Raw genomic sequence first — 24,100 nt, forward strand, 5'->3', positions numbered from 1 at the left:
CCGATATGGATACGCTCAAAAAAATATTCAACACCTCATTGATTGTGCCCGTCGTCTCGATCCTTCTGGGCTTGATTATCGGCGCTATCGCCATGTTCGCGGGCGGCTACAATCCTCTCGTGGCCTACCAGTCGCTGTTCGAGCGGGTCATCGGCAGTCCCTACCATATGGGCGAGACCATTCGCGCGATCACGCCGCTTATTTTTACGGGACTTGCGGTTGCGTTCGCATTCCGTACGGGTCTGTTCAACATCGGCGTAGAGGGTCAGTTCATCATGGGTATGACGGGCGCGACGCTTGTCGGCGTTCTGCTTGATCTGCCTTGGTACATTCACGGCCCGCTGGCGATCGTGGTCGGCGCTCTGTTCGGTGGATTATGGGCAGGGCTCGTGGGCTACCTGAAGGCGAAGCGAGGCGTGAACGAAGTTATCTCATCCATCATGCTTAACTGGACGGCGCTTTACTTGGCTAACTACATTGTGGCTAAGTTTCTGCTTGAGCCAGGCCAACAGAAATCCAAACCGGTGCATGAATCCGCGCTTATGTCCATTGATTGGCTCGTCGAGCTGATGGATAAGGCGAGAATGCATTGGGGCACGTTCGTGGCGATTGCCTGCGTCGTCATTTTCTATATTTTATTATGGCGCACCAAGCAGGGATACGAGCTCCGCGCGGTCGGTCACAATCCGGACGCGGCTCTGTACGCGGGGATGAACGTGAACAGCACGATCGTAAAGTCCATGTTCTTCAGCGGCATATTTGCCGGTCTTGGCGGCGTGTTCGAAGTGCTCGGCGTCTTCGGCAATCAGACGATCATGGCGGCATCGCCGGGCTACGGCTTCGACGGCATCGCCGTGGCGCTTCTCGGAGGCAACACGCCGATCGGCGTGCTTCTCGGCGCTATTCTGTTCGGCGGACTGAGCTACGGCTCAGGCGGCATGAGCTTCGGCGCAGGGGTTCCTTCGGAAATCGTGCGCATTGTTATCGGTTCGGTTATATTCTTCGTGGCCGCTCACGGCATCGTGAAATTTATCATTAAGCCGTTCATGGCGAAGAAGAAGAAGGAGGCGGCGTAACATGAATTGGATCGAAGTACTCGGCAATATGCTGAACAACACGCTTGTGTTCTCGACCGCCCTTATCTTCGCCGCGCTCGGGGGCATGTTCTCGGAGAGGTCCGGCGTCGTGAATATCGGCCTGGAGGGCCTGATGGTAACGGGCGCGTTCGCGGCCGCCGTCGGAACCGATTATGCGTCGCAAGCAGGAATGGGCGCCATGTCCCCTTGGATGGGGATGCTGGCGGCGCTCGTCTTCGGCGTACTTGTCTCGCTCCTGCATGCGGTGGCGACAATTACGTTCAAATCCGACCAAACCGTCGTCGGCGTCGTCATTAACATTCTGGCGCTTGGCGGCGCGGTGTACTTCACCCGCAGCTTGTACGAAGGATCCGCGCAAACAAGCCAGCTGACCGATGTATTCTCGAGGGTGTCGATACCGTTCCTGTCCGATATTCCGATCATCGGCCGCGGCATCTTCCAGTCGTACCCGACGACTTATATCGTGATCATTCTCGTCTTCATCAGCGCGTTCGTGCTGTTCAAGACACCGTTCGGCTTGCGCCTTCGCGCGGTTGGCGAGCATCCGAGCTCAGCCGATACGGTCGGCATCAGCGTAACGAAATATCGCTACATCGGCGTCATGCTCAGCGGCGCCCTTGCAGGTCTCGGCGGCGCGACGATTACGCTGACGACGACAAGCAGCTTCGCTCACAACACGATCTCCGGTCAAGGCTTCATCGCTTTGGCGGCCTTGATCTTCGGCAAGTGGAATCCGTACGGCCTTGCCGGCGCGGCCGTGTTCTTCGGCTTTGCCCAAGCGCTCAAAAACTTCGCGCAGCTGTTCGACTGGTCGAAGAATCTTCCGACGGAAGTGTTCTACATGCTGCCTTACGTGCTGACGCTGATCGTGCTGGCAGCCGCCGTCGGCAAATCCAGCGCCCCTTCGGCACTGGGCCAGCCATACGACCCGGCAAGGCGTTAGAACTTAGATTCAATAACCAGGACCGCTTGTCCCTTTGCCAGAGCTTGGCTGGGGCAAGCGGTTTTTTGCATCCTGATAGTTAACCGAATGGTTGACTTTCTGGGAGTTACGATATATAGTTAACCACATGGTTGAATATATGGAGTTAGAAAACGACAAGAGACTGGATCACATATTCCACGCGTTGTCCGATTCGACGCGCAGGGAGATGCTTCGACTGATGGCGCAGCGCGACCGGACGGTATCGGAGCTTGCGGAGCCGTTCGACATGTCCCTTGCCGCGGCTTCCAAGCACGTGAAGGTACTCGAACACGCGGGTCTGCTGCGCCGGTCCGTTCAAGGGCGGACGCATTATTGCAGCTTGGATTCGGATACGATGGCGCAGGCCATGAAGTGGCTCAGCTTCTACGAGCAATACTGGAAGTCGAGATTCGATGCGCTGGAGAAAGCGCTGAATGAACCGGATGCGTAAGGTCATGCTAGAACGGATAAGGATGAAGGGGGGAAAACCGTTTTGACGGAAATGAATGACACGGCTTATACGGAACTGGTCATGGTAAGAGAATTTAAAGTGTCTCCCGAGAAGTTGTTCGATGCTTGGATCGACCCGGTTATGATGCGCAAATGGCTGATGTCGATGGAAGCGACGAATAAATCCGCTTCGAGCGATCCACGAGTAGGCGGCTTATGGGAGATCATCGATGTGCGGGGAGGGAAGGAATACCGCGCAGTCGGCCGATACTTGGAGATAGATCGGCCAATCAAGCTAGTATTCACGTTCCAAATGCCGCAATTCAGCGAATTCGAAGATACGATCACCGTGAATATCAAGGCAACCGAGGAAGGCTGCAAGATGGTTTTTACCCAGCATATCCGGGTTCCTGTGGAAGAGAACTGGACCGACGAGGATACGCGAAGAGCGGTGGAGGAGTTCCACGACAGCTCGCAGCACGGCTGGCACTACATGTTCGTTGGCCTCAAGATGCTTGCAGAAGAAGGGATTACGCCGGTCATGCCGCCGGCTTCCGAATAGGTAATGCCCCATTCAATAGAAGGAGATGATGATGTCATGCAAAAAATCCACACGTTCCTCATGTTCGATGGACAAGCAGAGGAAGCGATGAATTTCTATGTCTCCCTGTTCCCGAATTCGGAAGTGCTCACCCTCGCGCATTACGGCCCTGAAGGCCCGGGGGCCGAAGGTACGGTCATGCATGCCGCGTTCACGCTGAACGGACAAGAGTATATGTGCATCGACAGCAATATAAAACATGACTTTACGTTTACGCCGGCAATCTCGCTTTACGTGAACTGCAGCTCCGAAGAGGAGATCGACACCCTTTACGCCAAGCTAGCGGAAGGCGGCGGGGCGCTGATGCCGCTTGGCAGCTACGGCTTCAGCCGCAAGTTCGGCTGGGTGGTCGACCGCTTCGGCGTAGCCTGGCAGCTGAATTTTGCATAAGCTGTAGGAGATGGGCAGCGCTTTTGAGCACACGTATGCACGAATCAAGCGGGAGGGGCTCGTCTGCCAAGGACGGGCCTCTTTTCTTCAAAATGAGGAAACATCCATTGACAGACCTATCTAACAAGAGTAAATTAAATCTTAATCAAATGAATTTATCCGTTTTGGTTAAAGCTATAGGTAAGCGACTCCCCAACTTTGTGCATCATTTCACAAAGTCAGGCGAGTGGATTGCCGCAGGTTTTTTATAAAAATATGACTCAAAAAGTCTGCTTTTCAGCACCGAGAAGATTGGATGAAGCTAGGAAGTGAGGAGCGGAGCGTAGTGGAGCTACGTGAGCACCTCAAATGTTTCCGAAGGAAACATACTTCGTAAGCATACGCTGTTCCGGCTGAATTCAATATTCGATGTCGAATTAACTTTCAGTTTTACCTCGTGATCAAAAGTAGGCTTTTTGAGTTTCCTTATAAGGAGTGGTTGATAGTGGAGGCTTTGGCATTGGAACGCAAGGCAGAGCAGAATCGCGAGCTGCGCGAACGGCTGATGCAATTAAAGAAAGAACGGAACGCCATTATTCTTGCCCATTATTATCAGCGTGACGAAATTCAGGATGTGGCCGACTTCCGCGGCGACTCCTTCCTGCTTGCGCAGAAAGCGGCGCAGACGGACGCCGAAGTGATCGTGTTCTGCGGCGTGCACTTCATGGGAGAGAGCGCGAAAATTCTCGCTCCGAATAAGACGGTTATCATTCCCGACGAGCGCGCAGGCTGCCCGATGGCGGACATGGTGAACGTGGATGGTCTTCGCAAGCTGAAGGCGCAGCACCCGAACGCGAAGGTCGTCACGTATATCAACTCTTCGGCCGAGATCAAGGCGGAGACCGATATTTGCTGTACTTCCGCCAACGCGGTGAAGGTCGTGAATTCGGTCGAAGGCGACGAAGTAATCTGGGTGCCGGACAAAAACCTGGGCCATTACGTGCAGCAGCACACCGATAAGAAGATGATCATCTGGGAAGGCTACTGCAATACGCATGACATGCTTACGGTGAAAGACGTCGAGGAGATGAAGGCGAAGTACCCGAACGCGCAATTCGTCGTGCATCCGGAATGCCGTCCGGAAGTCGTGGAGCTTGGCGACTTCGTCGGCAGCACAACAGCCATCATCAAATACTGCAAGGAATCCGATTGCCAGGAATTTATCGTGGGAACCGAGGATGGAACAGGGTACCAGCTGAGACTGGACAGCCCGAACAAGACCTTCCATTTCGCGTCGAAATACTTGGTATGTCCGAACATGAAGGTGAACAATTTGAAGAAGCTCGTCAAAGCGCTGGAGACGATGCAGCCTCAAATTTACGTTCCGCCTGCGGTTGCGGACAAAGCCCGTTTGTCATTGGAGCGCATGCTGCTGGTGAAGTAGCATGCGCTGCTTCCATGCCCGCAAACCGATATGCAGCTAACAATTGGAGGATTGAAGCATGATCCCAAGATATTTGGTCGATGTGGAGCTGGATCAGCTGCCCGTCTTGGATAAGGACGTTATCGTCATTGGGGCCGGCATTGCCGGTCTTTTTACCGCTATTAGGGCAAGCAAGCATCATGATGTGCTGATGATTACCAAAAAATCATTGCTCGACAGCAATACGCGTTATGCGCAGGGAGGAATCGCCGCCGTGTTCTCGGATGAGGACTCTCCTGCTTATCATCGTCAGGATACGCTAATTGCGGGCGCGGGCCTATGCGATCATGAAGCCGTGGACGTCCTTGTGCACGAAGGTCCGCGCGGCGTCCAGAGCCTCATCAACATGGGGACGCAATTCGATCTGGAGAACGGAGAGTTCGCCCTCACCAAAGAAGGCGCGCACAGCCAGCGCCGCATCCTGCACGCGAATGGCGATGCGACGGGCTTCGAGATCGTTCGCGCATTGTCGGAAAATGCGGTTTCCAATCCGCGGATCGAGGTATGGGATGATCATTTTGTCATCGATTTGGTGACGGAAGACGGCGAATGCTGCGGAGCGATCGTACAGAAGCCGAGCGGCGAACGGCTATTCGTGCGCGGCAAAGCGACGGTTCTGTGCTCCGGAGGATCCGGACAGCTCTATCGCTACACGACCAACCCCGAGGTTGCGACCGGAGACGGCGTCGCCATGGCTTATCGGGCGGGCGCCTACATACGGGACATGGAATTTATTCAATTCCATCCGACCTCGCTCTGCTATCCGGGCGCTCCAAGATTCCTCATATCCGAGGCCGTGCGCGGCGAAGGGGCGGTTCTGAGGAACATCAAAGGCGAGCGGTTCATGGAGCGTTATCACGAGCAGTTGGAGCTTGCTCCCCGTGACGTAGTGGCCAGGGCCATCGTCAGCGAAATGGAGGAGACGAAGTCGACCTTCGTCTATATCGATATTACGCATGAATCGGCGGAGATGGTGAAGCATCGCTTCCCCACTATTTATGAATACTGTCTAAAATACGGCCTCGACCTCACCGCCGATTGGATTCCCGTCGCACCTGCCATGCATTATATGATGGGCGGCGTGCGGACCGATCTGAACGGAGAGACGAACATCAAGCGGCTGTTCGCGTGCGGAGAGGTGTCATCGACAGGCGTGCATGGCGCCAATAGGCTCGCGAGCAATTCGCTGTCCGAGGCTATCGTGTTCGGCCGCCGGATTGTGAAGCGGATCGACGGGCTGCCGCCGCTGCAGGCGAAGCCGAACGTTCGCAACGAACAAGAGCGCATTAGCGCTCCGATCCAGGCCGTCGTCGAACGCCGCCTCAAGCTGCAGAAAATTATGGTCCGGTACGCGGGGCTCAGACGGAACGAGAACGGGCTGAAGAAAGGGTACGAGGAGCTGAAGCGGCAGCTTCCTATCTTCCAGTCTATTCTGACGCAGAAGGAAGAATTCGAATTCGCGAATTTGCTGACCTGCGCATTACTGACGACGGAGGCGGCGCTGCAACGCGAGGAGAGCCGCGGGGCACATTATAGAGAGGACTTCCCGACGCGGGACGACCTCGTATGGCGGAAGCACACCGTGCTGCACAGAACGCAAGGAATAACCGAGGAGCGGATAGAAGATGTTTGAATGGACGACTGGCGGCTATGACGCGGCGCTTCGCGAGCAGATCGGAAGATGGCTGGCGGAGGATATCGGAAGCGGGGACATCACGACGGAGACGACCATCCAGCGAGGCTCGAAGTCGAAGGCCGTCATCCATGTGAAGGATACCGGCATTATTGCGGGCATTCCCGTTGCTAGGCTCGTTTTTGACGTGGTAGATCCTGAGCTTACGTTCCGGGCGCTCGCGGAAGATGGCGATTCCGTCACCAAAGGAACGGTTATTATAGAAGTGGAAGGCAGCACGCACAGCATACTGACCGGGGAGCGCCTCGCTCTTAATCTGATGCAGCGCTTGTCCGGCATCGCCACGAAGACGAAGGCTTTCGTCGACGCGCTGCAGGGGCTGCCTGTCCGTCTGGTCGATACTCGGAAGACGACCCCGGGTCATCGCCTGCTGGAGAAATACGCGGTGCGCGTAGGCGGCGGATCGAACCATCGCTTCGGTCTGTATGATGCGGTAATGATCAAGGATAATCATATCAAAGGCGCGGGCGGCATTACGGAAGCCGTGTCGTCGGCCCGAAGGCAAATTCCGCATACGATGAAGATCGAAGTGGAGACGGAGTCTCTAGCCCAAGTAGAAGAAGTGTTGGACTGCGGCGCGGATATTATCATGCTGGATAACATGCCTCACGACATGATGAGGGAAGCGGTGGCGCGCATTAAAGCAAGATCGCCGCATGTCATCGTGGAAGCCTCGGGCGGCGTTACGCTATCCACCATTCACGGCATCGCGGCCTGCGGCGTCGACGTCATCTCCGTCGGCGGCCTTACGTATTCGTTCCAAGCTCTGGACATCAGCCTTGACCTGAACGAGAAGAAGGAGGTCGGGCGCGGATGATTCTGGTCATCGACGTAGGCAATACGAATATCGTGCTCGGCATCTACCGGGGCAAGGAGCTGCTGCATCATTGGCGGCTCAGCACGAACCGGTCCGCCACGGTGGACGAATACGGGATGAACATCCATAATCTGTTTAGCTACGCAGGACTGAAGGTGGACGAGGTTGAAGGAGTCATTATCTCCTCTGTCGTGCCTCCGCTCATGCGCACACTTGAGCAGCTTTGCCTGAAATACGTGAGGAAAAATCCGCTCGTCGTCGGCCCTGGCGTCAAGACGGGCCTCAATATCCGTTATGAAAATCCGCGGGAGGTCGGCGCGGATCGCATTGTCAATTCCGTAGCCGGCATCGAGAAGTACGGCACGCCGCTTATCGTAGTCGACTTCGGCACGGCGACGACGTTCGATTACGTCGATCCGAGCGGAAGCTATCTCGGCGGCGCGATCGTGCCGGGCATAGGCATATCGACGGAGGCGCTGTACCAGCGCGCGGCCAAGCTGCCGCGCATTGAGCTGGCGAAGCCGAAGAGCGTCATTGGCCGCAATCCGGTAACGTCGATGCAGGCTGGCATTATTTTTGGCTATGCGGGACAGGTGGACGGCATCGTGAACCGGATCAAGTCCGAGTTCGGCGTCTCTCCGAGAGTTGTGGCGACGGGCGGCCTGGCCGAGCTGATCGCCGCGGAATCGGAGACGATCGAGGAAGTGGATCCGCTGCTCACGCTGGAAGGTCTTAGATTGATCTACGAACGCAATCAGGAGGGTTCATAATATGGAAGAACAGCTGCAGGACGTGCTCGTCCGCGGAACGGCGTGGAATGGGAAGATCCGGGTGTTCGCCGTCCGCACGACGAATATCGTGGAGGAGCTTCGCCGTCGTCACGACACGTTCCCGACCGCAACGGCGGCCCTTGGCCGCACGCTGTCCGTCGGCGCGATGATGGGCGCGATGTTGAAAGGAAAAGAAAGGCTGACGATTCAAGTGAAGGGCGACGGGCCGATTGGCCAAATCGTAGTGGACGCGAACGCGGCCGGCGAGCTGAGAGGCTTCGTCGACAATCCGCAGGCCCATCATGGCAGCAATGACAAGGGCAAGCTGGACGTAGCGGGTGCCGTGGGCACGTCGGGCAACATCTACGTAACCAAGGATTTGGGGCTCAAAGAGCCGTATCGCGGCAGCGTGCCGATCGTGTCGGGCGAGCTCGCCGAAGATTTCACCTACTATTTCGCGGTATCGGAGCAGACGCCTTCGGCGGTTGGCGTGGGGGTGCTCGTCGAAAACAATAATTCCGTGCTTCAAGCGGGAGGATTCATCGTGCAGCTTCTGCCGGGTCTGACGGACGCGGAAATTACGAGGCTGGAGCAGGCGATCGCCGGCATGCCGACGGTAACCACGCTGATGGCGCAAGGAGCGACGCCGGAAGATCTGCTGAAGCGGGTCGTCGGCGAAGAGGACTTGGTCATCCACGATACGATGCCGCTTACGTTTAAGTGCCAGTGCTCGGAGGAGAAGGTCGAGCAGACGCTTATCAGTCTCGGGGAGGCCGAGCTGCGCGGCATTATCGAAGAGGATGGGAAGGCCGAGGTCGTCTGCCATTTCTGCAACGAGGCCTACGTATTCGGACGGGATAAGCTGGAGCAGCTTCTGGAGCAGGCGAAGGCGAATCCGATTCAATGAGGGAAGGGCAGTCCGGGCCATGAAGAGAAACGAGGTTCTGAAGACGGTTGTCATCCTTCAAGCCGTCTGCATGATCGCTCTTGCCGGCTTCGTGATGGCGAAGGCATGGCCGCTGCCGAGCGCGAACGGCAATGTGCGGGATACGGAGGAGCAGGACGACGGGGCCGTGGCGGTGGTCGGCAACCAGGTGATCTCGAAGGATAGGCTGACGGAGGAATTGATAGAGCAGTACGGCGATGCCGTGCTCCGGCAGCTGATGATTAGGCAGGCTATCGAGCTGGAAGCGGAAGCATCCGGACTTGCGGTCGCGCAGGAGGAAGCGAATGACGAGCTGAAGCGATCGGCTGAAGGCTACGAGAACGAAGAGCAGTTTTTTGACGTGATGAAGGAGCAGCTGGGCATGTCGAGACAGCAAGTGATGGAAGACATTCGGTACCGGCTGCTGCTTCAGAAAATAGCGGTAAAGGACATCCCCGTCTCCGATGAGGAAGTCCGGCAATACATCGAGGATCATCCCGAACGGTTCGGCGAGAAGCGGCAGTACCATCTGCTGTGGATCGTGACGGCGACCCGGGCACAGGCCGAGAACATCCTAAGCAGGCTGGAGAGCGGAGAAGACTTCTCCGAGCTCGCAGGTACTTATTCCATAGATGAATTTACGTCGCAGAGCGGGGGAGACCTGGGTCTCGTCGATGCCGACGATCCGTTCTACGACGAGGCGGTCCTATCGGCTGCGTCCGGCATGGCCATCGCGGAAATAGCCGGCCCTATCGAGCTGGAAGAGGGCTATGCCGTTATCGAGCTCGCCGGCACGAGATCAACCGCCGCTCTGACCGGCGAACGATTGCTTGAGCTTGCGCGCAAGGAGCTTGCCCTTGAGCGGGCCAAGCCTCAGCAGGAATTGGAAGACGAGCTTCTGTCCCGCTATGACGCGGCCATAATGAAGTAGCCGCGCGATTGATAACGTTTTCCTGTTTCCGCTCGAAACGGGAAAGATGCTATTGACAATAGAAGCGCGACATTGATAAGATGGAAGTAATCAAAACCAACTATTTTAGTCGGAATAAGGAGGCCTTTTTTCCCATGGCGAAAATCGTGCAAAGCGTTACTGAACTGATCGGAGATACACCCCTCGTACGTTTGAACCGTCTTGTGCCTGAAGACAGCGCGGAGATTTACGTGAAGCTGGAGTACCAGAACCCGGGTGCCAGCGTCAAAGACCGCATCGCCATCAGCATGATCGAAGTGGCGGAGCAAGAAGGCCGCATTAAACCAGGCGAGTCGACAATCGTCGAGCCTACAAGCGGCAACACGGGCATCGGTCTGGCTATGGTAGCCGCAGCGAAAGGCTATAGAGCCATCCTTGTTATGCCTGAGACGATGAGCATCGAGCGCCGCAACCTGCTTCGCGCTTACGGTGCCGAGCTGGTGCTGACGCCGGGCTCCGAAGGCATGAAAGGCGCCGTTAACAAAGCGGAAGAGCTGGTAAAAGAGAACGCGAACTACTTCATGCCGCAGCAATTCGAGAACCAAGCGAACGTGAAGATTCACCGCGAAACGACAGGTCCCGAGATCGTCGAAGCGATCAACTCCCTAGACGGCAAGCTAGACGCTTTCATTGCGGGCATCGGCACGGGCGGTACGATCTCCGGCGCAGGCGAAGTGCTGAAGAATAACTTCCCTGGCATCAAGGTGTACGCCGTTGAGCCGGCTGCATCCCCGCTGCTGTCGGGCGGCAATCCTGGTCCGCATAAGATCCAAGGCATCGGCGCGAACTTCGTGCCAGGCATCCTGAACCGCGAAATCTACGACGGCGTTATTACCGTCGAGAATGAGGACGCGTTCGACCATGCTCGCCGCGCCGCGAAAGAAGAAGGCATTCTGTGCGGCATTTCTTCCGGCGCTGCCATCTTCGCCGCTCTGAAAGTAGCGAAGGAACTCGGCAAAGGCAAGCGCGTTGTCGCCATCGTGCCGAGCAACGGCGAACGTTACCTGAGCACGCCGCTGTTCAACTTCGAGAACTAATACCATTTGCGCGAGGCTTGCGCCATCGCGATTGGAGGGCCTTCCATTCTTCGGAATGGGAGGCTTTTCTTTTGTTCTTCGATTCTGTATACTGAGCGAAATAAAGCAAGTAGATCGGAGGGCGGGGACCATGGTCACCCCTTGGGAGCAGTGGCTTCGGTGGCGCGCCGAAGAGACATACACGACGCTTCCGCTCGTGAAGGAGCTGACGCTCCGGCAGGAAGCGGGAAGCATCGTGTCGTGGGAGGAAGCATGGCAGGACGCATCGCCGTACGCGTTCGTGCTGGAGTCTGGGAAGGATGGGCGGTTCACTTACCTCGGCCTGCATCCGGACAGCGTCATTCGGGGCAAAGGCGAGCAGGCGGAATCGATCGACTTCCGGGAGTTGGACGAGCATACGCCCGAGCGCAAGCAGTGGAAGGGCAAGCCGCTTGATGTCGTGCGGGCCTGGATGAGCGACGGCCGCGGTCCGAGGCTTGCGGAGGCGGATGCGCCCAAGTGGCTTGGCGGATGCGCCGGCTTCTGGAGCTACGACATCATTCGCAGTATCGAGAAGCTTCCGTCGATCGCGGAGGATGATCTTGGGCTGCCGGATTATCTGTTCCTTCGCATGAACGAGGTTTGGATTGTCGATTACAAGAAAGCCGTCGTCTATTGCGTCGTGCATAGTCCGGTCGCCTTCGGACAGTCGGAGGAGGAGCTGAGGGAAGTATATGAACGCGCCCTCTCCCGGGCGGAAGGCATGGCCGACTACTGGCTGACCTGGTTCGAGGAAGAGAAGGCGCTGTCGAGAGCGGAGAAAGTGCGGGCAGGACGGCTTGCGCTCATTGAGAGCGGATCGCTTCAGATCGATCTCGAGGCTATCGGCGGCATTTCCTCTCCAACCTCCAAGGAAAGCTATATGAATGCGGTTCGCGCGATCCAGCGGTATATCGGCCAAGGCGACGTATTCCAGGTGAACCTGTCGCAGCGCCAGACGCGCAAGGTAGGGGTGGCGCCGGAACAGCTGTACGAGTGGCTGCGTCTAGTGAATCCGTCTCCCTATATGGGCTTCCTGCGTTGTCCGGACTTCCAGCTCGTATCGGGATCGCCGGAGCTGCTTGTGGAGCTGCGGGACCGGAAGCTGGCGACGCGCCCGATCGCGGGCACCCGCCGCAGGGGGCGGACGGAAGAAGAAGAGCGCCGGTTCGCGGAAGAGCTTCGGACGAACGAGAAGGAGCGGGCGGAGCATATTATGCTCGTCGATCTGGAGCGCAACGACCTTGGGCGGATCTCGACCTACGGCACCGTCAAGGTGAAGGAACTGATGGTCATCGAATATTATTCGCACGTCATGCATCTTGTTTCTCAAGTCGAAGGCGAGCTGGCGGGCGGCAAGGACGCTTACGACGTCATCGCGGCCACGTTCCCCGGAGGGACGATTACGGGCGCGCCCAAGATCCGCACGATGGAAATCATCGAGGAGCTGGAGCCGGTACGCAGGGGGCCGTATACGGGATCGATGGGATGGATTGACTACAACGGCGATATGGAATTTAATATTATTATTAGAACGATGGCCCTGAAGGACGGAGAGGTCCATATTCAGGCGGGAGCGGGCATCGTGATCGATTCGGATCCGGAACGGGAGTACATCGAGTCGATGAGCAAGGCCAAAGCGTTGTGGAAGGCGATTGAGTACAGCGAGCGTCAGGCGGCGGATAGTCCACAGCAGCGTTAATGGTAGGATAGATAGACCAAATACAGGCTACGGATAAGGGGATGCGGAGCATGATACTCGTTATCGACAATTATGACTCGTTTACGTACAATTTGGTGCAATATTTAGGAGAGCTCGGAGAGGACATCGTCGTGAAGCGGAATGACGAGATCGATCTGGCCGGCATCGAGGAATTGAAGCCTGACCATATCTTGATCTCGCCTGGACCATGCTCGCCGAACGAAGCGGGGATCAGCTTGTCGCTTATCGAGCATTTCAAAGGCAAAGTGCCGATCTTCGGCGTTTGTCTCGGCCATCAGTCGATTGGACAAGCGTTCGGCGGGGAAGTCGTGCGCGCGGAGAAGCTGATGCACGGCAAGACGTCGCCGATTCTGCATGACGGCAAATCCATCTTCGAGGGCATGGAGTCGCCGTTCACGGCAACGCGCTACCATTCCTTGATCGTGCGCCGCGAGACGCTGCCGGATTGTCTCGAGATTAGCGCGGAGACGGCCGAAGGCGAAATCATGGGGCTTCGGCACAAGGAATACGCCATCGAAGGCGTGCAGTTCCACCCGGAATCGATTATTACGGACCATGGGCACACGATGCTCCGCAACTTCCTGCGCCATAGGTCCGGCGTCCTGCAATGACTCCCGCCAGAGTAGGCTGGAACGGCAGGACCGTAGAAGAGCGCGAAGCTGTGATCTCGGTATACGATCACGGCTTTTTGTACGGTTTGGGGTTGTTCGAGACGTTCCGCACGTACGGCGGCAAGCCGTATCTGCTGAATCGGCATCTGGAAAGGCTGCAGGGGGGCTGCGCCGAGCTTGGCATTCGGTTTGCGATGAGCGCGGAACAGGTTGAGGAGTGGACGCGCAGGCTGCTGGAGGAGAACGGGCTGGCGGACGGCTATGTCCGCTTGACCGTCAGCGCTGGAGAAGGCGCGCTTGGCTTGCCGACCGGCGATTACGAGCAGCCGAACGCGCTGCTGCTCGTGAAGGAGCTGCCGCCCGCGAACGATGATGCGCTCATGCGCGGGCGCGAGCTTCGGCTGCTTCAGACGCGGAGGAATACGCCCGAAGGCTCCGTGCGCTTCAAATCGCTCCATTATATGAATAGCATTATCGCGAAGCGTGAATTGATGGGGTTTGGAGGCGGAGACGGCAGTGCGCAAGGACCAGGAGCTTCTGGAGAGGCTGGACGTGATGAGGGGCTCGAATCGGAGACATCCGAGCAGCTGGTCCATCCCCCCACTCCCGGCGCCGAAGGCCTGCAGCTGACGAGGGAAGGCTGGCTAGCCGAGGGAATCGTCAGCAATTTGTTTTTTCTGAAGGGCGGCGTTGTGCGCACCCCGTCACTGGATACCGGGATTCTACCCGGCGTAACTCGCCGGCGGGTGCTGGAGCTGGCATACGCCGCGGGCTATCCGGTGGAGGAGGGTATGTACCGCTGGGAGGATCTCTTGCAGGCGGATGAGGCATGGATGACGAACTCCATTCAGGAGCTGGTGCCGATCACGACGTTATCCGACAACTCGGGGAGCCGAGCTGTGGTTAGCGGCGGACAAGCCGGACCCGTCGTCCGCAAGCTGCTCGCCCTCTATCGCGAGGATACGCTCCGTCCGCGTTAAGAGACGGGGCGGGCGGGAATACTGAGTCTTACATATAAGATCGAACCCCCCTTATGCCGGAATAGACGTGCCACACACGGCTAAATTCACTAAACTGGGTTGCTGAAGCGGAATAAGCGTGTCACAAACGTCTATTTACTCCGAGACCCGGGCATTCCAAATAAGAAGCTGCCATGTACATACACACTTCACATGGAAGGAGGAACTGCACATGAATCATCCCAAACAGACCTACTACCGGCATTCCTATGATTTCGGAGGAGACGCGAAGCTGGAGCTTGGCGAGCGCACGCTGATTATGGGAATCCTCAACGCTACGCCCGATTCCTTCTCGGACGGCGGAAGATACATGCACGTAGAGCAAGCCGTAAGACATGCGCATGAAATGGTCGAAGCGGGAGCCGACATTCTCGATATAGGCGGCGAGTCGACGAGACCGGGCTTCGAAGCGATTAGCGTCGAAGAGGAGCTGCGCCGCGTGCTGCCCGTCATCGCCGCGCTCCGCAAGGAGCTGCCGCGCGTGCCGTTGTCGATCGACACGTACAAAGCGGCGACCGCTCGCCAAGCGCTCGAAGCGGGCGCGCACATCATCAACGACATCTGGGGTCTCAGGCACGACCCCGACATGGCCGCCGCGGCGGCGGAGTATGGCTGTCCCGTCATCATCAGCCATAACCGGCATGCCCGGGACTACAATGACTTCGTCCCGGACGTGCTCGCCGACCTGCGCGGCAGCGTGAACATCGCTGCCAGCGCAGGCGTGGCCGAGCCGAACATCTGGCTCGACCCCGGGATCGGCTTCGCCAAAACCTACGCCGACAATCTCGAGCTTCTCGATCGTCTGGACGAAGTGACCGCGCTCGGCTACCCGGTGCTGCTCGGCACCTCGCGCAAGCGGTTCATCCAGCAGACGCTCGGCTCGCCGGCTGATGACGTCGTAGAGGGGACGGCGGCGACCGTCGCCCTCGGCATTGCGCGCGGCGCGCAGATCGTGCGCGTTCACGACGTCCGCGCCATCAAGCGGACCGCCCTTATGGCGGACGCGATTCTATATCGCTAGCGCGGACCAATTCACCGCCGGCGCCACGAACGAGCAGGAGCGGTGAGTTCTGTCGCCAGCTATTTTTGCTGCATCTCGACCGTCTCAAAGGAAGGAGTACCAATATGGACCGCATGAATGTGCGGGGAATGCGCTTTTACGGGTATCACGGCGTCTTCCCCGAAGAGAATAAGCTGGGCCAGCAATTTTATATCGACCTCGATCTCGTTCTTGACCTGTCCGAGGCTGCCGATACCGACGACCTGAACTATACGATTAACTACGCGGAGCTTCACGCCCTCGCCAAAGGAATCGTGGAAGGGCCGCCGTTCAAGCTTATCGAAGCGCTGGCGGGCCGCATTGCATCGCGTGTGCTGGAAGCTTATACTAGGATCAACGAAGTGACGGTTCGCGTCACGAAGCCGCATCCGCCGTTCGATATTCATTTCGACGGCGTGACGATCGAGCTCAAAAGAAAGCGGGATAGGGATGGCCGAATCATTCGAGCATAAGAGCGCGGAGGCGTACATTGCCTTGGGCTCCAATATGGGCGACCGGGAGGAGCTGCTTGTTCGGGCGATCCGGCAGATCGACGACCATCCGCATATTCGGGTGACTCGCGTGTCCGGGATGTACGAGACCGACCCGGTCGGGTATACCGATCAGCCTTCTTTTCTCAATATGGTGATTGCCGTGACGACATCGCTTCAGCCTCTGGAGCTGCTTAGAGAGCAGCTGGAGCTGGAGCGTCGCCTCGGGAGAATTCGACATGAACGATGGGGACCAAGAACCATTGACCTCGATCTTCTCCTGTACGATAATGTCAGAATGGATCACGTGGAGCTGACGCTTCCGCATCCGCGCATGATGGAGCGGGCGTTCGTTCTCGTGCCTTTGCATGATGTGCTGGGGGATTCCAATCCTCTTAGCGGCGAGGTACGGGAGGCGGCGCAGGCGTCGGTCCAGGGGAGAAAGGATGGCATCACGTTATGGAAAACAATCAATTGGCGCAGCGCGTCAGAGCCTTTCGGAAGCTGAAGGGCTACACACAGCTAGAGCTGGCCAAGGAGCTTGGCGTATCGGTTGCTGTACTGGGATCATTGGAACGAGGCACGAGGAAGAACGACCCCAAGCTGCTGAATCACATTGCGAAGACGCTTGAGATTAGCTATGAAGAGTTGATGACCACGAAGGAGGAGTAAGGAAGCCGCATGCTGAAAATCGGAGACATCGAGATGAAGAACAGAGTCGTGCTGGCACCGATGGCAGGCGTGTGCAACCCGGCTTTCCGACTGATCGCGAAGGAATTCGGCACAGGATTGGTCTGCGCCGAGATGGTGAGCGACAAGGCGATTCTACACGGGAATAAGCGCACGATGGAGATGTTGTTTGTAGACGAGAGGGAGAAGCCTCTCAGCCTGCAAATCTTCGGAGGAGACCGCGAATCCCTGGTGGAGGCGGCCAAAGTGGTCGACAAGCAGACCAATGCCGATATTATCGATATTAACATGGGATGTCCGGTGCCCAAGGTGACCAAGTGCGACGCGGGCGCCAGATGGCTGCTGGACCCTAACAAAATATACGAGATGGTGTCCGCCGTCGTGGACGCCGTCGACAAACCGGTAACCGTGAAGATGCGGATCGGCTGGGATGACGAGCATGTATTCGCCGTGGAGAACGCGCAAGCGGTGGAACGCGCGGGAGGCAGCGCCGTCAGCGTGCACGGTCGCACGCGGGAGCAATTGTATACCGGCAAGGCGAATTGGGATATTATAAAAGACGTCAAAAATGCCGTTTCCATCCCCGTTATCGGCAACGGAGACGTATTCTCGCCGGAGGACGCGAAGCGCATGCTGGAGCATACCGGCGTTGACGGCGTCATGATCGGCCGCGGCGCCCTCGGCAACCCGTGGATGCTGTACCGCACGATCCAATATCTGGACAGCGGCGAGTTGCTCGGCGACCCGACGCCGCGCGAGAAGATGGAAGTCGCGATCCTTCATCTTGACCGCCTCATTGCGCTCAAGAACGAAGCGGTAGCGGTGCGGGAGATGCGGAAGCATCTGGCCTGGTATCTGAAAGGCCTGCCCGGCGGGGCCCGCGTCAAAGACGTTATTATGGAAGAGACGGGACGCGACCGCATGGTGGCCATCCTCGAAAACTTTATCAACTCCTTGGAGCAGGAGGCTGAAGCTCAGCCGGCTTCGTCTTCGACGCCAGCATCCGGGGAAGTTGTCCATTAGCACGGTACACAAGACACGCAAGGCGGTTATTCGACAAGCATCGACATTAACCGCTTTCCGTCGTCTTTCCTTTTATACAGCGAAAGTGAAACGGTTTCAAAAGCCGGATTGGCTTTGATTGACAATCGGGATACCTTGCAATATAATCGTGCAATATAATCTAACAACTGATGCTGAGCAGCCATACATAGAGGTATGATGGTCATCATGCGCAATATATTAATTATCAGTGAATTCATACAACGTATGAAAATAGTCACACGACAGGAGAATCGGAAAGATGAACGATAAGCAAATCATTCTGACTCAAGAAGGTTTGAAGAAGCTTGAAGAAGAACTGGAGAATCTCAAGTCGGTCAAACGTCGTGAAGTAGCTGAGCGGATCAAGATTGCCATCGGTTATGGCGATATTAGCGAGAACTCCGAATACGAGGATGCGAAGAATGAGCAGGCGTTCATCGAGGGTCGGATCATTACGCTCGAGAAGATGCTCCGCAACGCCCGCATTATTAATAATGATGAGATCGACGTCGATACCGTAAGCATCGGTTCGATCGTAACGGTGGAAGACCTGGAATTCGGCGATACGATGGAGTATGCGATCGTCGGCACGGCGGAATCGGATCCGCTGCAGAACAAAATTTCGAACGAAAGTCCCGTTGGCAAAGCGATTCTAGGCAAGAAGAAGGGCGCAACAGTAGAGGTAAACGTACCAGCGGGCATTATTCAATATAAGATTGTCGATATCAAAAAATAAGGTGCGCTATTCACGTTTCAGAAGCTTCCTTGCCGGAAGCTTTTTGAACGTTATTGAACGATTGCGCCAGAAGCGTCAAGGAGATGAACAAACGTGGAACATGAGAACCAAAACAACGAGCAGGAGCTGAGCGAGCTTCTGCAGATTCGCAGAGACAAGCTGGATCAGCTTCGGGAGCTTGGCGTAGACCCGTTCGGCAAGAAGTACGAGAGAACCCATACGGCCAAAGCCATTCTGGAAGCCTATGAGGGCAGCACGAAGGAAGAGCTGGAAGCGCAGGGCGTCAAAGTCAGCATTGCTGGCCGCATCATGCAGAAGCGGGGCATGGGCAAAGCCGGCTTTGCCCATATTCAGGATCTGACGGGCCGCATTCAAATTTACGTGCGGAAGGACTCTGTCGAAGAGAACAAATTCGCCGCGTTCGACATGCTCGATATCGGCGATATCGTAGGTGTGCAGGGCGTCGTGTTCAAAACAAACACGGGCGAAGTGTCCGTCAAGGCGCAGGACGTCGACGTACTGACGAAGTCGCTTCTTCCGCTGCCGGACAAGCATCACGGCTTGAAGGATGTCGAGCTTCGCTACCGCCAGCGTTATGTCGATCTGATCATGAATCCGGACGTACAGCAAACGTTCATCGCACGGTCCCGCATTATCCAATCCATGCGCCGTTATTTGGATTCGCTCGGCTACTTGGAAGTGGAGACGCCAACCTTGCATTCGATCGCGGGCGGCGCAGCGGCACGTCCTTTCATTACGCATCATAATGCGCTCGACATGCAGCTGTACATGCGCATTGCGATCGAGCTTCACTTGAAGCGTCTGATTGTAGGCGGACTGGAGAAAGTGTACGAGATCGGCCGCGTTTACCGCAACGAAGGTATCTCGACTCGCCATAACCCGGAATTTACGATGATCGAGCTGTACGAAGCGTACGCCGATTACAAAGATATTATGGCGCTTACCGAGAACATGATCGCGCATATCGCGCAGGAAGTGCTTGGTACGACGAAGATCAAGTACCAGGGTCATGACGTCGATCTGACGCCGCAGTGGCGCCGCGTCAGCATGGTGGACTTGGTCAAAGAAGTGACAGGCGTCGATTTCAGCGTTCAGATGACGGACGAAGAAGCGCATGCCCTGGCCAAGGAGCACAAAATCCCGGTCGAGCCGCACATGACGTTCGGCCATATTCTGAACGCCTTCTTCGAAGAGAAATGTGAAGCGACGCTGATTCAGCCGACGTTCGTTACTGGCCATCCGGTCGCAATCTCGCCGCTTGCGAAGAAGAGCGACGTCGATACGCGCTTCACGGACCGCTTCGAGCTGTTCATCGTGGCCCGCGAGCACGCGAACGCGTTCACGGAGCTGAATGATCCGATCGACCAGCGCGAGCGCTTCGAGGCGCAGCTGGAAGAGAAGGAGCAAGGCAATGACGAAGCGCACGAGATGGACGATGACTTCATCCGCGCGCTCGAGTACGGCATGCCTCCTACGGGCGGTCTCGGTATCGGAATCGACCGCTTGGTCATGCTGCTGACCGACGCGCCGTCCATTCGCGACGTGCTGCTGTTCCCGCATATGCGCGAGCTTCGCGCTGGCGAATAAGATAACGAATGAACCGCTTAGCCTATGGCCGAGCGGTTTTTTTGTTGTCAGATCATTCCCTAAAATCCGGCATATCGTGTCGCAAAGAAAAGATTGACAGCGAATGGCGGTCATAATAGACTATGACTTGGGTAATATTACTATAGTAATTTATAGCATATCCATTGCTAGGGTCATGTAAATCGCAAACCCCCCGAAAGGGTGGGACGCAAAGCCAGGAGTCTAAAGTATCGCAAGGTGCGATACCATGATCGTCCGACTGCCATGAATAATATCATGGCAGTCTTTTTTGTGTTTATTAAACAAACACTCGGTGAAAGGGGATGTTTATTATGGAGAGAAGATGGATAATGGTAGGCGCAGCGGTACTCGCCTTTTTTTTATTGTTTGGGCCAACTGGAGCGGCATTTGCAAAAGGCGGGGGTGGCTCTGGATCGCACCCGGGGGATCCTAACAACACGTGCAGTGGGTCAGGGGTCAAGTTCGACGATATAAACTCCAATGATAGAGGCCGTACTTTCGAGCTGATAATTGGAGATAGAATCATTGCAAAACTTACGCTATCCGCAGATATTAAATCGCTTGATTGGCTATCAAATGATAATGAGTATGAAATATCGTGCGTGTACATTAAAGGCGCCAATAACGGTCAATCGTATGATTATAACGGAAAAAACAGCGACTCGGGCCTCAAGGCACCCAAAAAAAATAATGGGCATCCGGAAATTAGTCATTTCAATGTGTATTATAAAACGAAACCTGTAACTGAACCGGAAACGCCAGTGGATCCAGAAACACCAGTGGATCCAGAAACACCGGTGGATCCAGAAACGCCAGTGGATCCAGAAACACCGGTGGATCCAGAAACACCGGTGGATCCAGAAACGCCAGTGGATCCAGAAACACCGGTGGATCCAGAAACACCGGTGGATCCAGAAACGCCAGTGGATCCAGAAACGCCAGTGGATCCGGAAACACCGGTGGATCCAGAAACACCGGTGGATCCAGAAACACCGGTGGATCCAGAAACACCGGTGAATCCAGAAACGCCAGTGGATCCAGAAACGCCAGTGGATCCAGAAACGCCGGTGGATCCAGAAACGCCAGTGGATCCGGAAACACCGCAGCCTGTTACCCCAACACCTCCAACTACCGAAGAACCGGTAATTGAGGTGGAAGAGCCGGAAACTCCGCTTGGCGGAGTGGAAGAAGAAACAACAGAAGAAACTACTGTAGGCAACGAAGAAGAAACAACAGAAGTAATCGAGGTCGAGGAGAACGAAACACCGCAAGGTACAGTAGATGTCGAGGATGAGACGGCTGTTGCTAACGAAACGCAAGAAGTAGCGGATAATGAAGTTCCGCTTGCGACTCTGCCTGAAACCGGTCAGACGAGCGCTGCACCATTCTATCTTGCAGGCCTTATTGCGATCTGCGTGGGTGGATTGCTGCTGAGAAGAAAGTCATCAACAACTAAAGCGTAATTGCTTAGAGAAGCATGGAGGAATTCCATGCTTCTTTTTCGTTTGCGCACGGTTTGGCACATCATCTCTAGAGTAGGAAGTTAGCAAGTATCTAATAGTTGTACCGGTCTTATATGGGGACATGTAGTACGAACTTCTCTTGTAAATGATGGAAGATATATCTATAATATTGATGATATACTCTATAGAAGTAGGATTGCAGAAGTTTGCGGATTGGTACGTAAATTATTGCGGCATTAAATAATAAGGATTTGTTCCTATGCGAAAATTCGTTTATTGGGCCGTCGTCATTCTATGGATGGCCCTTATTATTTTTTTCTCCCATCAACCTGCATCGTCGTCAGACGAGCTTAGCACCGGAGTGACTGAGGTTATCGTGGTATTTATCGAGCAGATGCTGCCGAATACTGATGTGAACGCACTAGAGCTAAATCACGCCGTTCGAAAAAACGCTCACTTTTTCATCTATTTTATACTTGCCATTCTCGTACTTGGTACTTTAACAAAATTTAAAGTCAGAGGGATGCGCGGTGTAGTTGCTAGTTTGCTGATTTGCGTTTGTTTTGCGATTTCGGATGAACTGCATCAGCTATTTGTGGTTGGCAGGGGAGCGCAGGTCGCAGATGTTTTCATCGATAGCGTTGGTGCATGGATAGGAGTAGGACTTTTTAAATCGATAGAACGAATTAGATTATGGTTTGGTAATGGTACGAAGTAAGGTCGGCGCCAGTATGACTGGGTTAAAGCCGGCTTTTTTTTGATCCAATTCGTTGAGTCTCCGCTAGATAACGAAGTAATGAAGGAGGCCTGCACTATTAAAGAGATGTTGTCGTCAATATTTTCACTAGGGCTGGAAATCTTTTGTTGTTCCATATACTGAACGGATCGCGGTTCGACAGGATCGGATATCGGAATCTATCAAAACAGCAGATAAGATACGAATCTAGTCTTGAAATACTAGAAATACGTGGTAATATAGAACCTATAGAAGCAATACACGATAACGGCAAACCTATCGAAAGATAGGGACGCAAAGCTATAGGGCCTTCCGTTTGATGGCAGCCAGCTACCGAACGGACATGCTTTTTTTGTTTTATATAGGACTATATCGAACAAATATAGGTCTTTAGAGAACGCTCCAAAAACTTTACACGATAATGGCAAACCTATCGAAAGGTAGGGACGCAAAGCTATAGGGCCTTCTAACAAGATGGCAGCCTGGCCACCGAAGGGAGTTTTTTTCATGAAACGATTCGTCCTTATGTTTATCGCAGCATTCTTATTATTCATATCGGTTAATGTAGTAGCGGCAGACGCGAGCACGGCAGCTAGTTGGCTGGATGCATCGAAGCTGGCGCAAGGCGTTGTCTCGGTATCGTACGAAGTGAAAGCGAACGTAAAGACGAAAGTCATGATCGCCAAAGGCAAAGAAAACTATACATATAATCTCACGGCCGCCCAAAAAACAGAGCAATTCCCTCTGCAGCTTGGGAACGGCGAATATAAAGTCATGGTTTTGGAGAACGTATCCGGCAAATCGTATAAAGTCGTAAAGCAAGAAACGGTAAGGCTGAGCCTGCAGGATGAAAAGGTCGTTTACTTGAACTCGATTCAAAACGTAAGTTGGACAAGCACGAACAAAGCAATCGCCAAAGCGCAAGAACTCGCAAAAGGCAAAAAAACGGACGAAGAGAAAGTTAAGGCCGTCTACGATTTCATAACTTCGAATATTTCGTACGACTATAGCTTGGCCGCGAATGTAAGCTCGGATTACCTCCCAAGCATTGATAAGACGCTTACTTCCAAAAAAGACATCTGCTATGGGTACTCCGCGCTGTTTGCGGCTATGCTTCGGAGCTTGGATATTCCCACAAAGCTTGTAATGGGCGATACGGAGTATGTCGATGTGTACCACGCATGGAATGAGGTTTACTTGAACGGCAAGTGGGTAACGATTGACACGACAGTTGACGCGGGTCTAAAGAAAGGCAACAAAAAAGTCGAGATGTACAAAGACGTTAAGAAATATACGAAAGCTAAACAATACTAAACCGTCATTATTTAAGGGAAGCCCGCCGATTTCGGCGGGCTTTTCTTCATCTAGCTTGCAACATATAGATGAAGAAACTCGCCAAAGAAAACAACTTTAAAGTTTTTTCGAAAAAACACTTGCAATCCTCTAGGCACCCGTGATATATTATTAAAGTCGCCGCTGAGACACGGGTGATAAACACGAGAAACATTGATCTTTGAAAACTGAACAACGAGCGAAACTGCCCGATACATTCGCAAGAATGAATCGAAATAGCAACAACGTTTTAGAGCAAGTCAAACACTTTTATGGAGAGTTTGATCCTGGCTCAGGACGAACGCTGGCGGCGTGCCTAATACATGCAAGTCGAGCGGATCTTACCCTTCGGGGTAAGGTTAGCGGCGGACGGGTGAGTAACACGTAGGTAAC

At 54.9% G+C, this 24,100-nt stretch carries 25 protein-coding genes, 1 rRNA gene and 3 riboswitches; all 26 genes read left to right on the forward strand.

The features are described 5' to 3' along the window. Window positions 1-5: 5 nt before the first annotated feature. The gene (locus NQZ67_RS25430) at window positions 6-1,076 is read left to right on the forward strand and encodes an ABC transporter permease (protein ID WP_257451515.1); all 1,071 of its coding nucleotides are present in this window, start codon (window positions 6-8) and stop codon (window positions 1,074-1,076) included. 1 nt (window position 1,077) lies between these two features. After that, complete coding sequence (locus NQZ67_RS25435; protein ID WP_257451518.1) at window positions 1,078-2,040, forward strand: ABC transporter permease; 963 nt, start codon at window positions 1,078-1,080, stop codon at window positions 2,038-2,040. Between the two features lie 139 nt (window positions 2,041-2,179). Beyond that, on the forward strand, window positions 2,180-2,512 hold the full coding sequence (locus NQZ67_RS25440; protein ID WP_257451521.1) for an ArsR/SmtB family transcription factor: 333 nt from the start codon (window positions 2,180-2,182) through the stop codon (window positions 2,510-2,512). Window positions 2,513-2,563: 51 nt separating this feature from the next. Beyond that, on the forward strand, window positions 2,564-3,073 hold the full coding sequence (locus NQZ67_RS25445) for an SRPBCC family protein (RefSeq protein ID WP_257451571.1): 510 nt from the start codon (window positions 2,564-2,566) through the stop codon (window positions 3,071-3,073). A gap of 36 nt (window positions 3,074-3,109) precedes the next feature. Beyond that, window positions 3,110-3,502 (forward strand): VOC family protein, encoded by a 393-nt coding sequence (locus tag NQZ67_RS25450; RefSeq protein ID WP_257451524.1) that lies wholly within the window; start codon window positions 3,110-3,112, stop codon window positions 3,500-3,502. Window positions 3,503-3,986: 484 nt separating this feature from the next. Next, a complete protein-coding gene (gene nadA, locus NQZ67_RS25455; RefSeq protein ID WP_257451526.1) occupies window positions 3,987-4,925 on the forward strand; it encodes a quinolinate synthase NadA in 939 nt (312 codons plus the stop codon). 58 nt (window positions 4,926-4,983) lie between these two features. Continuing rightward, a complete protein-coding gene (gene nadB, locus NQZ67_RS25460; protein WP_257451528.1) occupies window positions 4,984-6,597 on the forward strand; it encodes an L-aspartate oxidase in 1,614 nt (537 codons plus the stop codon). Continuing rightward, the gene (nadC, locus tag NQZ67_RS25465) at window positions 6,590-7,474 is read left to right on the forward strand and encodes a carboxylating nicotinate-nucleotide diphosphorylase (RefSeq protein WP_257451530.1); all 885 of its coding nucleotides are present in this window, start codon (window positions 6,590-6,592) and stop codon (window positions 7,472-7,474) included. The genes nadB and nadC overlap by 8 nt, the downstream gene beginning before the upstream one ends. Then, window positions 7,471-8,244, forward strand: a complete 774-nt coding sequence (locus NQZ67_RS25470; RefSeq protein ID WP_257451532.1) for a type III pantothenate kinase — start codon at window positions 7,471-7,473, stop codon at window positions 8,242-8,244. The genes nadC and NQZ67_RS25470 overlap by 4 nt, the downstream gene beginning before the upstream one ends. A gap of 1 nt (window position 8,245) precedes the next feature. Then, entirely contained in the window at window positions 8,246-9,151 is a 906-nt protein-coding gene (gene hslO, locus NQZ67_RS25475; protein ID WP_257451534.1) for an Hsp33 family molecular chaperone HslO, read from the forward strand. Window positions 9,152-9,170: 19 nt separating this feature from the next. Beyond that, a complete protein-coding gene (locus NQZ67_RS25480; RefSeq protein WP_257451539.1) occupies window positions 9,171-10,100 on the forward strand; it encodes a peptidylprolyl isomerase in 930 nt (309 codons plus the stop codon). A 134-nt stretch (window positions 10,101-10,234) separates the two neighbouring features. Beyond that, on the forward strand, window positions 10,235-11,176 hold the full coding sequence (cysK, locus tag NQZ67_RS25485; RefSeq protein ID WP_257451541.1) for a cysteine synthase A: 942 nt from the start codon (window positions 10,235-10,237) through the stop codon (window positions 11,174-11,176). Window positions 11,177-11,306: 130 nt separating this feature from the next. Further along, window positions 11,307-12,896 carry an anthranilate synthase component I family protein gene (locus NQZ67_RS25490; RefSeq protein ID WP_257451543.1) on the forward strand — a complete coding sequence of 530 codons (1,590 nt, stop codon included), beginning with the start codon at window positions 11,307-11,309 and terminating at the stop codon, window positions 12,894-12,896. 50 nt (window positions 12,897-12,946) lie between these two features. Then, window positions 12,947-13,528 carry an aminodeoxychorismate/anthranilate synthase component II gene (gene pabA / locus NQZ67_RS25495; protein WP_257451545.1) on the forward strand — a complete coding sequence of 194 codons (582 nt, stop codon included), beginning with the start codon at window positions 12,947-12,949 and terminating at the stop codon, window positions 13,526-13,528. Beyond that, the gene (locus NQZ67_RS25500) at window positions 13,525-14,508 is read left to right on the forward strand and encodes an aminotransferase class IV (RefSeq protein ID WP_257451547.1); all 984 of its coding nucleotides are present in this window, start codon (window positions 13,525-13,527) and stop codon (window positions 14,506-14,508) included. Before pabA ends, NQZ67_RS25500 begins: the two co-directional genes overlap by 4 nt. Window positions 14,509-14,719: 211 nt before the next feature. After that, the gene (gene folP, locus NQZ67_RS25505) at window positions 14,720-15,568 is read left to right on the forward strand and encodes a dihydropteroate synthase (RefSeq protein ID WP_257451550.1); all 849 of its coding nucleotides are present in this window, start codon (window positions 14,720-14,722) and stop codon (window positions 15,566-15,568) included. Window positions 15,569-15,672: 104 nt separating this feature from the next. After that, window positions 15,673-16,059, forward strand: a complete 387-nt coding sequence (gene folB / locus NQZ67_RS25510) for a dihydroneopterin aldolase (RefSeq protein ID WP_257451552.1) — start codon at window positions 15,673-15,675, stop codon at window positions 16,057-16,059. After that, window positions 16,037-16,585, forward strand: coding sequence for a 2-amino-4-hydroxy-6-hydroxymethyldihydropteridine diphosphokinase (folK, locus tag NQZ67_RS25515; protein WP_257451553.1), 549 nt, complete (start codon window positions 16,037-16,039; stop codon window positions 16,583-16,585). The genes folB and folK overlap by 23 nt, the downstream gene beginning before the upstream one ends. Beyond that, the gene (locus NQZ67_RS25520; RefSeq protein ID WP_257451555.1) at window positions 16,537-16,749 is read left to right on the forward strand and encodes a helix-turn-helix domain-containing protein; all 213 of its coding nucleotides are present in this window, start codon (window positions 16,537-16,539) and stop codon (window positions 16,747-16,749) included. Before folK ends, NQZ67_RS25520 begins: the two co-directional genes overlap by 49 nt. Window positions 16,750-16,758: 9 nt before the next feature. Then, entirely contained in the window at window positions 16,759-17,790 is a 1,032-nt protein-coding gene (gene dusB / locus NQZ67_RS25525) for a tRNA dihydrouridine synthase DusB (RefSeq protein ID WP_257451556.1), read from the forward strand. Between the two features lie 280 nt (window positions 17,791-18,070). Further along, window positions 18,071-18,547: a transcription elongation factor GreA gene (gene greA, locus NQZ67_RS25530; RefSeq protein ID WP_257451557.1), complete on the forward strand. Its 477-nt coding sequence runs from the start codon at window positions 18,071-18,073 to the stop codon at window positions 18,545-18,547. A gap of 93 nt (window positions 18,548-18,640) precedes the next feature. Continuing rightward, a complete protein-coding gene (gene lysS, locus NQZ67_RS25535) occupies window positions 18,641-20,155 on the forward strand; it encodes a lysine--tRNA ligase (protein WP_257451558.1) in 1,515 nt (504 codons plus the stop codon). 173 nt (window positions 20,156-20,328) lie between these two features. Further along, a riboswitch (cyclic di-GMP riboswitch) is annotated at window positions 20,329-20,422 on the forward strand. A 65-nt stretch (window positions 20,423-20,487) separates the two neighbouring features. Then, entirely contained in the window at window positions 20,488-21,639 is a 1,152-nt protein-coding gene (locus NQZ67_RS30450; protein ID WP_306813064.1) for an LPXTG cell wall anchor domain-containing protein, read from the forward strand. Window positions 21,640-21,898: 259 nt separating this feature from the next. Then, the gene (locus NQZ67_RS25550; protein WP_257451559.1) at window positions 21,899-22,357 is read left to right on the forward strand and encodes a VanZ family protein; all 459 of its coding nucleotides are present in this window, start codon (window positions 21,899-21,901) and stop codon (window positions 22,355-22,357) included. A 277-nt stretch (window positions 22,358-22,634) separates the two neighbouring features. Beyond that, window positions 22,635-22,713, forward strand: a riboswitch (cyclic di-GMP riboswitch). A gap of 75 nt (window positions 22,714-22,788) precedes the next feature. Further along, window positions 22,789-22,869, forward strand: a riboswitch (cyclic di-GMP riboswitch). Between the two features lie 13 nt (window positions 22,870-22,882). Next, window positions 22,883-23,689 (forward strand): transglutaminase-like domain-containing protein, encoded by an 807-nt coding sequence (locus tag NQZ67_RS25555; protein ID WP_257451560.1) that lies wholly within the window; start codon window positions 22,883-22,885, stop codon window positions 23,687-23,689. A gap of 287 nt (window positions 23,690-23,976) precedes the next feature. Beyond that, window positions 23,977-24,100: ribosomal RNA gene (locus tag NQZ67_RS25560) — 16S ribosomal RNA — on the forward strand; the annotation flags it as partial.

It is taken from the genome of Paenibacillus soyae (assembly GCF_024623455.1).
In the GTDB taxonomy this organism is placed as follows: domain Bacteria; phylum Bacillota; class Bacilli; order Paenibacillales; family Paenibacillaceae; genus Pristimantibacillus; species Pristimantibacillus soyae.